This is a genomic window from Streptomyces sp. SID486 (assembly GCF_009865385.1).
Classification (GTDB): domain Bacteria; phylum Actinomycetota; class Actinomycetes; order Streptomycetales; family Streptomycetaceae; genus Streptomyces.
This window is the reverse complement of sequence record NZ_WWJT01000278.1, coordinates 1-9,978: the sequence shown is the minus strand read 5'-3', so window position 1 is coordinate 9,978 and position 9,978 is coordinate 1. Positions and strand designations below refer to the sequence as shown.

The window sequence follows — 9,978 nt, the reverse complement described above, 5'->3', positions numbered from 1 at the left end:
GTCTACGGGGTCGCCTTCGGCGGCATCGCCGCGCTCGCCTTCTGCTTCGCGCTGGGCCGCGTGGGCCGCTTCGGCCCGCGCGCCACGGCGCTGCTGCTGTCGGGCGCCGCGCTGCTCGCCGTCTACGTCGTCCCGTTCCTGAAGTACCCGGCCAACCCGCCGTCGGTGGGCGAACCCGACACCATCGGCAAGCGGACCACCCTGTACTTCCTGATGATGGTGCTCAGCGTCCTCCTCGCCGTCGCCGCCACCCTCCTGGGCAAGCGGCTGGCGCCCGGACTGGGCAACTGGTGGGCCACCGTGGTCGCGTCGGCCGCGTTCGCCGTCGTGATCGGGCTGGCCTACGAGTTCCTGCCGGTCGTCAACGAGGTGCCGGACCACTTCCCGGCCACCCTGCTGTGGCGGTTCCGGCTGTCCGCGCTGGCCATCCAGGCCGTCCTGTGGGGCGGTTTCGCCCTCGCCTTCGGCGAACTGGCCGAGCGGCTGCTGAACCCCAGGCCGGTGACGGACACCGGGCGAGCGGTTCCGGCCGCGCGCTGACTCCATCCGGACACCAGAGGGCCCTTCGGAACCGTCCGGGGGCCCTCTGCCGTTCTCCGGACACCGACGACGAACGGATCGCAGCCGTGGCCCGGGGAGGTCGTGCACCGGACGCGGGCACCCCGGGCGAGGAGCGGAGGACGCGAGTGTCCAGAACCCCCCAGCCACGCCACATCATCCTCGGTGGACGGGTGGCGGTCGCCCTCACCCTGGAGGAGTACGAGCAACTCATGGCCAGCCGGCGGCAGATCGGCGGCCAGAGCGCCCGCGTGCGGATTCTCGCCCAGCAGGCGAAGCGGACCGAACAGCTGCTGGGCGAGCTGGAGACGCTGATCAGGGAACCGGCCGCGTGTCCGGGACACGGCGGCACGGCCCCGGAGGCGTGCCCCGATCCCGCCCCCACCGGCCGGACGGCGCGGCCGGGCGAGGCGGCCGACTGCCTGCGCTGCGCGGTCGCGACCCTGCTGCGCCGCCACCGGGACGCGGCCTCCTGAACCAGCCTCCGCTCGGGGCAGGCACCCGGGACGGCCCGAAGGACGCCGTGGTCCGCGGGCCCGGCTGCACCGCACGCCGGACAGCCGGACCGGCGGGCCGGGCCTAGGAGCCCTGCGCCTTGTCGTAGAGGGCCTTGACGACGTCACCGAAGTACGGCCCGAACATCCACTTCGGCAGGAACGCGTAGCCGAAGCTGTTCACGGAGACCTGGAGACCGGTGCCGGTGGCCTCGTCGAAGCCGGTGAGCCACGGACCGCCGCTGGAGCCGCCCGTCATGTCGCAGCCGAGGCTGTGGTCCTGTGAGAACAGGAAGTCCTTGGAGCTGTTGCCGCTGCAGTAGATGAGCTTCGTGCCGTCGTACGGCGCCGCGGCCGGGAAGCCGAAGGAGTACATCGGCTTGTTGTAGCCGCCGTTGAACTGGATGCCCTGCGCGCCGACGACCGAGGAGAGCGTCCTGCCGTTCAGGGGAGCCACGACCGCCGCTCCCACGTCGTAGTTGATGTCCTCGCTCGCCTCCCACTGCGGGGTCGTGAGCGTCTTGGCGGCGGCCCACTGGCCGTACGGCGCGTTGCCGTTGTCGTAGCCCGGCACGAAGACCCAGTTGGTGTGCCAGCTGCCCTGGTACTTCACGCAGTGCCCGGCCGTGATGACCGTGCTGGCGTTCTGGCTGGTGACGGCGTTGCCGGTGCAGGAGGCGGTGCGCCCCTGGAAGGTGAAGAACACCCGTCCCGAGGTGGTGAGGACGGCCCCGCGGCCGGTCCAGGGGCCGCCGGCCTGCGGGAAGGAGGCGAGGGCGGGGGTGGGCGCCACCGTGCTCGGACTCCCTTGCGGCTCCGGTGCCTTGAGCACCGTCGCCGTCCGCCCGGTCGGTTGCGGATCGAGGGGAGTGGCGTCGCGCATGCGTTCGGCGGTCCAGAAGACACGGGCCGTGTGCTGCTCCGCCGCCGAAGCGGTACGGGCCGCAGCCGGGGCCCTGGAGGGCGCCGGGGCCGCCGAGGCGGCTCCGGCCTGGACGAGGCCGCCGGTGAACAGGGCTCCGACGGTCAGCACAATGCCCACGACGGTGCGATGACGTCTCACGCAGCTCTCCTTCTGCCGTGACCGGGCCGGTCGGGTCCGGGCAGGGTGGGGGGACGAGGAACGGTGCGGACGGACGTGCGTGAGGCAGGGTGCCACGGAAACACCTGATTGTCAGGAGCACGTAAAACTGATTCGGCCGAAGAGCTCTGGCTCAACGGCCGTGGCGAGGCATCAGGAGGTTCGCGACCACGGGGCGGTGGTCGGAGGCCGTCGAAGGGCTCCGGCTCAGCGGCCGTGGCGAGGCACCAGGAGGTCCGCGACCACCGGGCGGTGGTCGGAGGCCGTCGTCGCGTAGTCGTGCGTACCGGTCACGGCGACGTCCGGCGAGACGGTCACGAGGTCGATGCGCCTGACCGGGTCGGCCGCCGGGTACGTCTTGCCGCCGCTCGGTGCGGCGTCCACCAACGGGCCCCACAGCCTGGCCAGTTCGGGCGCGTCCGGCTCGGCGTTGAAGTCACCGACGAGGATCTTCGGTCCCGGGTCCCGCGCCAGCACGGCCAGCATGTCGTCGACCTGGACCCGCCGGACGGAGGGGTCCGCGCGGTAGTCCAGGTGGGTCGCGTACACGTGCACGCGGGCGCCGCGGACCCGCACCGTCACCTCGGCGAAGCCCGGCGCGGGGGCCGGCACCGGGTCGGGGGTCTGCGTCGACAGCCGGGTGATCTCGTGGTTCTGCGCGTCGCGCACCGGAAAGCGGCTCAGCACCGCGACACCGTACTGCCGCCGCGGGCCGCCCGCCGGGTCCGCGGGGAGGTCGTAGATCGGCGCGAAGAAGAACCGCATGCGCAGTCGCGCGGCCAGTTCCCGCGCCTCGTCGGTGAAGTCGCTGCGAGCGCCCCAGTGCACGTCGACCTCCTCCAGTCCGATCACGTCGGCGCGCAGGCCGCGGATCGCCGCCGCCGTCCGCTCCAGGTCGAAGACGTCGTCCTCGCCCGCGCCGGCGTGGATGTTGTACGTGGCGACGCGCAGCGGGACGCTCGGGCTGTGCGGGACGCTCGGGACACGCGAGTCGTGCGGGACAAGCGGGTCGTGCGGGATACGCGGGCCGTGCAGGTCGTGCGGGCCTGCGGAGACCGGCGCCGGACCGGCCGCCCGGTCCGTGGCGCTCGCGCCCGGCGACACCGTGCCGAGCGCGGCGGCGAGGGTGAGCACGGCCGTGACCGTCGCGCGGTGGGCGAGCCGTCGTGTCCTGCGGTCCACGGAACCCTCCGGATCGGGAAGGGGACGCCGCGCGGCACGCGGCCTCCCGCGTCAGCAAAACCAGCCGTCCTGATCCCGGCAGCGGCGGTCGACGTCGCGGTGGCCGGGGTGGAAGTTCGCGGTCCGGCAGGCGACGTCCGCATGCCCCGACGGGACGGCCGCCTGGACCGGGGACGCTGTCAGGGCTACGGCGGCGACGGCCGAGGCGAAGGCGAGAGTGCGTCCGAGGAGCAGCACGCCGTATCAACTCCACCGGACGGGTTCGGGGTTGACGCGCGCTACCGTAGGGCACGCGTGGGGCCTCCGCAACGGTCCGGTACCCGGTCACGACCGGCGGACGGCCGGAGACCACGCCTGCGGGGGCTCTCGGGCACGTGCAGCGGTGTGCCGTGCGCGCCCCCGCGACTCCGGCACGTCCCGTTCACCCTGCTGAGTGGAGGTCACCACCCGTACGAGGCATGAGTGGCCGTCGGCGCGCGTCCGCTCCCGGCGCCCACTCGACGATGAGCACATGTCATCCACCGGTCTGCGTTCCGTCCTCCGTCGCGTCGTCCCCGCCGTCCTGGCCGCTCAGGCCCTGCTCGTACCCGTCCAGCCCGCTTTCGCCGGGCAGCCCGCCCACCTCTGCCGAGCCGCCGAAGGCTGCGGCTCGGTCGTCGTCGGAACCGTCTCCCAGGCACCACCGGAGCACGGCGCCTGCACCAGCGCGGAACCGGTCGTGTGCCAGATCCGGCGTGAGACACCGTGGGAGCGCGAGGTCGCCCGCGGCCAGCGCATGCGCTACCACGAGCTGCTGGAGGACATGGAGCGCACGGCGTGCGACATGCGCGCCGAGGGCCGCTCGGAGGAGGAGGTGGCCCGCACCCTCGTCGACATGCGCAACGACGCCAAGGACGTCGTCCGCGCGGGGATGACGCGGGAGCAGGTGGCGGAGCTGGAGGCCCGCAACATCAGGAAGTACGGCAACCCGCTCGGCCCGACAGCGGACCAGCTGTACCTCAAGTACGGGTCCTGGGAGAAGGTCGCCGCGGCCGCCACGCGCTCGAACGAGGCCGTGGACCACGAACTCGGCCTGGAGTTCCGCCACTGCTCCTGCGAGGTTCTCCGGACCGCGTGAGCGCAGGACGGCGGCAGGGCGGTGCCGGCCGCGCGCGGATACGACCGCCGGGCCGGACGGTGCGGTGTTCGCGGCCCGGGCGCCCCCGGCCCCGGTCGGCGGACAGCGGCGTTTCGGCCACCCGCGTCCCGCACGATTCCGTTGCCGGACAAGGGTCCGTGTATCCCGCACGTTCCACGAGCCGCTCCGTACGGCGGATCGGACTCCGTCCGAAACACGTGTGTTCGATATGGCGGCCGGGTCGTTGAACCTGACGACACCACCGGACGACCGCCGAGGGGGACCACGATGACCTGGGCCGGAAGGAACCCGTGCGCCTCGCGGCCGCACCGGGCGGATCACCGGCGGGCGCTCGGTCTCGTCCCGCCACCGCGGCACACCGCGTCCGCGGCACGCGGCGGCAGCGGGCGGCGGCCGGAGGGAGCCCGGTGACCGGCAGGCAGCCGCGGCAGGTGCCTCCTGACGAGCCGGCCCCGTCCCCGGAGGAGCCGCCCACCGGGGGGGCCCTGCCGCAGGTGATCGGGGTGCACCTGTACCTGGAGGACCAGCAGGGGCGGGTCCTGCTCGGGTTGCGGCACCCCGACAGCGCCTTCGCCGGCCGGACCTGGCACTTCCTCGCCGGTCACTGCGAGCGGGAACCGGCCCTCGGCTGCCTCGTCCGCGAGGCCCGGGAGGAGGCCGGTCTGGTCATCGACCCGGCCGACGCGGAGTACGCGCACGCGGTGCACGTCGTCGACGCGACCGGCGGACCCCCGCGCCTGCAGCTGGTGTTCCGCGTACGCCGCTGGCGGGGCACCCCCGAGGTGCGTGAGCCCGACCGGTGCCTCACCTGGCGGTGGTGGCACCCGGAGGCGCTGCCGGAGCCGATCGTCCCGTACGCCCGGGCCGCCGTCGACGGCATCCGCGCCGGTCGGCTCTACACCGAGATGGGCTGGTGAAGGAGTTGCCCCCCACCGACTCGCACCCGGACCGCCCGCCCCGCGAGCGGCACCGCGAGCCGCTGGACGTCCATCTGATCCTGCGCAGGGAGACCGCCGGCGGACCCGAGGTGCTGATGTCGCGCCGGGCCGGCGCGGTCTATGCCGCCGGACTCTGGCACCTGCCGTCCGGACACCTCGACGGCCCGCACGAGGACGTCGTGACCGCCCTGCTTCGCGAGGCGCGGGAGGAGACCGGCGTCGTCATCTCCCCGGCCGACGTACGGGCCGCCGTCACGGTCCACCACCGCGGCCCCGGAGGACGCTCCCGGACCGGCTTCTTCTTCGAGGTCCGGCGCTGGCGGGGCGATCCACGGATCGCGGAGCCGCAGGTGTGCGACGCGATGGACTGGGCCCGTCTCGACGCCCTGCCCGTCGGCACGGTGGCCTACTGCAAGGCGGGGCTCGACGCGTACGCCTCCGGAGCCCGCCTCGCCGTGCACTTCCAGCGGCCCGGGGACGAGATCGCCTACGACCCCGCGGCCGACAGACTCCACATGGTCCCGGGTGTCGACATCGCACCCCCAGCAGGCCGGCCACGGCCCGGCGCCCGGGATTCGGCGGAGTCCGCGGCGGAGGGGGGCCGCGCCCCTGCGCCCGCCGGGCGGGCGGCACCGGTCGGAGGGGGCCGGCGCGCCATGGCCCGGCTGCGTGCCGCCCGCCCGGTGGCAGCCGCCCCCGGAGGCCAGGAGGTGCCCCGTGAGCGGAGCGGCGGCGGCGATGGTGGCGCGGGCCGCACCTCAGCGCCCCCGGACGGGTCGGATGCGTAGGGTCCGGCTCCTGGAGCGGAGCCGGCCGGGAGAGGAGACGTCGTGAGCCGTACCTGGCTGCCGCCCGAGCAGTACGCCGAGCAATTGATGAAGGCGACCGGGTTCGCCTGTATCCATTTCACCGACGAGCAGGACCGGCCCGTACAACTGCACGCGCCGTACAGCCCCTCGCACCCCTGGCAGCTGCCCGGCGGCACGATGGAGCCCGGCGAGCGGCCCTGGGAGACGGCCGTGCGGGAGTGCCGCGAGGAGACCGGCATCACGGTCACCGGCCCGCCACGGCTGCTGGCCGCGGTCTACGGCCTGCCCGGTGACGCATGGCCGTACAGCACCATGGGCATGATCTTCGACGGGGGCCGCCTGAGCGACGCGCGGATCCGGGGTATCACCCTCGACCCGGAGGAGCACGACGAGTTCCGCGTGCTGGACCTCGCGGCATGGCGGCCGTTGATGCCGGCCCAGGACTTCGCACGCCTGGCAGCAGTGACGCAGGCCCGCCGGACCGGCGAGGCCGGGTACTTCGACACGTGGGACTGGGGGGAGCTGTGACCCAGGAGCCGACCGCGGCCCACACCGCGCCCGGACCGCGGGAAGCCCGTCGGAACCCAGGGGAGGAATCCCTGCCGCCCAGCCTGCTCGCCGTGGTCGCCCACCCCGACGACGAGGCGCTCGTCGCCGGGGGAGTCCTCGCCAGCACGCCGCCGCGGGCGCCCGTACGGCCGTCGTCACGGCCACCTGGGCGCCCGGCACCGCGCGCGCCGGTGAACTCGCCGACTCGCTGACGGCCCTCGGCGTCCGCGAACCTCCGCGCCTGCTCGGCTATGCCGACCACCGGGTCCCCGCCTCCGCTCCCGGCCGGCCGAGGTGGTGCGATGTGCCCGTCGACGAAGCGGTCGGGAGCCTCGTCGCCCACATCAGGGAGGTCCGGCCCGACATCGTCGTCACACATGACGCCTACGGGCAGCTGACCGGCCATCCCGACCACCGGCACACCCACCGGATGACCATGCTCGCGGTGACCGCCGCCGGGCTCGGCCAGTTGTACCCGCGGGCGGGTGAGCCATGGCAGCCCGGCGCCGTCCATCTGGCGACCCACCCCCACTCCGGCGCGGCCGAGTGGGGTGAACTCCTCGGCGGGGTCGGCAAGTCCGTGCTGAGCGTGCCCGACGCCCACGTCACCGCCACCGTGGACGTCCGGCCGTGGCTCGACCGGAAGTGGGCGGCGATCCTGGCCCACCGCAGTGGGGTGCGGCGGGAGCGCGCACTGCCCGCCGTCCTCGCCCGCCTCCCCGGCAGGACCCGGGACCGCGTCCTCGGCACCGAGTACTACACCCGTGTCACCTTCGCTCCCGACGCCCCGGGCGGCCTGCGGCGGCTCACGGGCTGAGCGCGGCCCCGCCGACGGTTCGCCCGCGAGGTCAGCCGCTGACGAGCGCGGTGAAGCGGTCGGCGTCGATGTTGCCGCCGGACGCGATGAGACCGATCCGGCGCGGCGGATTGTCGACGCGCCCGGCCAGGAGCGCGGCCAGAGGCGTGGCACCGCTGGGTTCCAGGACGATCTTCAGGCGTTCGAAGGCGAACCGCATCGCGGTGACGATCTCGTCGTCGCTGACGAGGGCGATGGAGTCCACCAGGCGCTGGTTGACGGGGAAGGTGATCTCGCCGGGGGTGGCCAGGGCCTGCCCGTCGGCGATGGTGCGCGGCACGGGGACGGAGACGCGCGCGCCGTTCTCCAGGGAGCGCTTGGTGTCGTCACCCGCCTCGGGCTCGACGCCGATGACACGGATGCCGGGGTGCAGTGCCGTGGCCGCGGTGGCGCTTCCGGCGATGAGGCCGCCGCCGCCCACGGGCACCAGCAGGGCGTCCAGCGGTCCGGTCTCCTCCAGGAGTTCGAGGGCGGCGGTGCCCTGGCCGGCGATGACATGCGGATGGTCGTAGGGCGGGATCAGGGCCAGGCCGCGCTCCTCGGCCAGGGCGTGCCCCAGCGCGGTGCGGTCCTCGGTGTAGCGGTCGTAAGTGACGATCTCCGCGCCGTAACCGGCGGTCGCCTCCAGTTTGGAACGGGGAGCGTCCTGCGGCATCAGGATGACGGCGCTGGTGCCCAGCTCACGGGCGGCCAGCGCGGTGGCCTGGGCGTGATTGCCGGAGGAGTAGGCGGCGATGCCCTTGGCCAGCTGGTCCGGCCGCAGCTGGGCGGCGGCGTTGTAGGCGCCGCGGAACTTGAAGGCGCCGATCCGCTGGAAGTTCTCGGCCTTGATGAACACCTCGGCTCCCACAGCGGAGTTCAGGGTGCGGGAGGTGAGGACGGGGGTGCGGTGGACGACGCCCGCCAGGCGGCCGGCGGCCGCTCGGACGTCGGCGAAGGAGACGGTCGGTTCGGCGGCCATGGGCAGTCCTTCGAGTCGTGGGTCGGGTGCCGGGAGGGCGCGACGGGTGCCGGGGATGGAGGGCGGTGGAGGAGGTGGCGGGTGCCGGCGGTGACGGGCGTGTGGCGGGTGTCCGCGGTTGCGGGCGTGGCGGGTGCCGGCAGTTGCGGGCCGGGTGGTCACCAGCCGGTGACGCGCGGCCAGTACGCCTCGACGGCGGGCGCGGCTGCTCTGCCGTGGGCGCTGTCGACGACGTGGTAGCCGTGGTGCTGGGCGGCGGTGGCGCACGCGTGGTTGGGCAGGACGCGCAGCCGGGTGCCGATGGGCAGTTCGGGCAGGGCGGCGCCGTCCCGGGCGGTGAGGGTGCCGTGTTCCTGGCTGGCGGCGGTCATGACCAGGTTCGGGATCAGGGTGCCGGACAGGTCGGTGACCAGGCCGTAGCCCTGGTCCTGCGCCTGCATGGCCGTGCCGCGGTCGCGGGACATCGCCGTCCAGCCGCCGTCGGTGACGATCCATCCGTACTCGGGACGGTGGCCGATGACGGTGACCACGACGGACAGGGCGAGGTCGTCCAGGGCGCAGACGCCGAGGCCGGCCATCACCAGGTCGAAGAAGACGTAGTTGCCCGCACGGAGTTCGGTGACCCCGGTCAGATCGTCGGCGGCGTGCGCGGTCGGTGTGGAGCCCACGCTGACCGTGGCGACGGGCAGGCCGGCCGCGCGGAGCCGCTCGGCCGCGGCGACGGCGGCGTCGCGTTCGGCGTGGGCCGCCTCGCGCTGTTCCTCGGCGGTGCGGGCGAAGTACGACTCGCCGGCGTGGGTCAGTACGCCGTCCAGGCAGCCGGCCTCGTGCAGGATGCGGCCGATCCCGGTGAGCCCGGGGGCGTCGGGCCTGAGGCCGCCGCGGTGTCCGTCGCAGTCGATCTCGATCTGGGTCGGAAGGGCCACGCCGGCCTCCCGCGCGGCCGATGCGACGAACGTCGCCTGCTCGGTGCTGTCCAGCAGGACGCGCAGGGTGACGCCTCGGCGCGACAGGGCGACGACCCGCGGGAGTTTGTGCGGTGCGACACCGACGGCGTAGGTGAGGTCGCGGTGACCCGCGGCGGCGAACGCCTCGGCCTCGGCCAGGGTGGAGACGGTGACGGGGCCGGGGGTGCCGTCGTGCAGGAGCAGGGCGGCGTCCGGGCTCTTGGCCGTCTTCACATGGGGCCGCAGGGTGACCCCGAGGCGGTCCGCCCTGGCCCGCAGCCGCGCGATGTTGCGACGTGTCCGGTGGACGTCGACGACGGCGAACGGGGTGTCCGGGTCGGCCAGGGTCCGGGCGGCGGGGGAGGAGACAGTGGGGGAGGAGACAGCGGCCGAGGGACCGGTGGGGGAGGCGGGGGCCGGGGGAACGGCCGGGGAGGCGGAGGCGGGGGCTGAGGGACCGGCGGG

10 protein-coding genes and 1 pseudogene are annotated in these 9,978 nt (G+C 74.3%); 7 read left to right on the top strand and 4 right to left on the bottom strand.

Going from position 1 to position 9,978, the window contains the following annotated elements:
- Together GT045_RS13590 and GT045_RS13585 are read left to right on the top strand one after the other, a co-directional pair.
- A partial coding sequence (locus GT045_RS13590) for a CbtA family protein (protein ID WP_161294608.1) occupies positions 1-540 on the top strand: 540 nt, incomplete at its 5' end.
- Between the two features lie 146 nt (positions 541-686).
- Entirely contained in the window at positions 687-1,034 is a 348-nt protein-coding gene (locus tag GT045_RS13585; RefSeq protein ID WP_161294609.1) for a hypothetical protein, read from the top strand.
- A 103-nt stretch (positions 1,035-1,137) separates the two neighbouring features.
- Here the strand turns inward: GT045_RS13585 and GT045_RS13580 are convergent, their stop codons facing one another.
- Complete coding sequence (locus tag GT045_RS13580; protein ID WP_161294611.1) at positions 1,138-2,115, bottom strand: peptidase; 978 nt, start codon at positions 2,113-2,115, stop codon at positions 1,138-1,140.
- A 225-nt stretch (positions 2,116-2,340) separates the two neighbouring features.
- Complete coding sequence (locus GT045_RS13575; protein ID WP_345942639.1) at positions 2,341-3,153, bottom strand: endonuclease/exonuclease/phosphatase family protein; 813 nt, start codon at positions 3,151-3,153, stop codon at positions 2,341-2,343.
- Between the two features lie 673 nt (positions 3,154-3,826).
- On the opposite strand from GT045_RS13575, the gene GT045_RS13570 reads away from it, so the two are divergent.
- From GT045_RS13570 to GT045_RS13550, 5 genes and pseudogenes are all read left to right on the top strand, one after another.
- Complete coding sequence (locus tag GT045_RS13570) at positions 3,827-4,432, top strand: hypothetical protein (RefSeq protein WP_161297341.1); 606 nt, start codon at positions 3,827-3,829, stop codon at positions 4,430-4,432.
- A 428-nt stretch (positions 4,433-4,860) separates the two neighbouring features.
- A complete protein-coding gene (locus GT045_RS13565; RefSeq protein WP_345942638.1) occupies positions 4,861-5,370 on the top strand; it encodes an NUDIX domain-containing protein in 510 nt (169 codons plus the stop codon).
- A complete protein-coding gene (locus GT045_RS13560) occupies positions 5,367-6,179 on the top strand; it encodes an NUDIX domain-containing protein (RefSeq protein ID WP_345942637.1) in 813 nt (270 codons plus the stop codon). The genes GT045_RS13565 and GT045_RS13560 overlap by 4 nt, the downstream gene beginning before the upstream one ends.
- Before the next feature lie 42 nt (positions 6,180-6,221).
- Positions 6,222-6,728, top strand: a complete 507-nt coding sequence (locus tag GT045_RS13555) for an NUDIX hydrolase (RefSeq protein ID WP_161334312.1) — start codon at positions 6,222-6,224, stop codon at positions 6,726-6,728.
- A gap of 71 nt (positions 6,729-6,799) precedes the next feature.
- Positions 6,800-7,566: pseudogene (locus GT045_RS13550) on the top strand (PIG-L deacetylase family protein).
- A gap of 31 nt (positions 7,567-7,597) precedes the next feature.
- Here the strand turns inward: GT045_RS13550 and GT045_RS13545 are convergent.
- Both GT045_RS13545 and GT045_RS13540 read right to left on the bottom strand, forming a co-directional pair.
- Positions 7,598-8,566, bottom strand: coding sequence for a threo-3-hydroxy-L-aspartate ammonia-lyase (locus GT045_RS13545; protein ID WP_161334311.1), 969 nt, complete (start codon positions 8,564-8,566; stop codon positions 7,598-7,600).
- Between the two features lie 158 nt (positions 8,567-8,724).
- On the bottom strand, positions 8,725-9,858 hold the full coding sequence (locus GT045_RS13540) for an alanine racemase (RefSeq protein WP_161334313.1): 1,134 nt from the start codon (positions 9,856-9,858) through the stop codon (positions 8,725-8,727).
- Positions 9,859-9,978: the final 120 nt, after the last annotated feature.

Excerpts from the sequence above, each read along its gene's own strand:
- GT045_RS13570 (WP_161297341.1), top strand. The coding sequence starts at position 3,827 with ATGTCATCCACCGGTCTGCGTTCCGTCCTCCGTCGCGTCGTCCCCGCC.
- GT045_RS13545 (WP_161334311.1), bottom strand. The coding sequence starts at position 8,566 with ATGGCCGCCGAACCGACCGTCTCCTTCGCCGACGTCCGAGCGGCCGCC.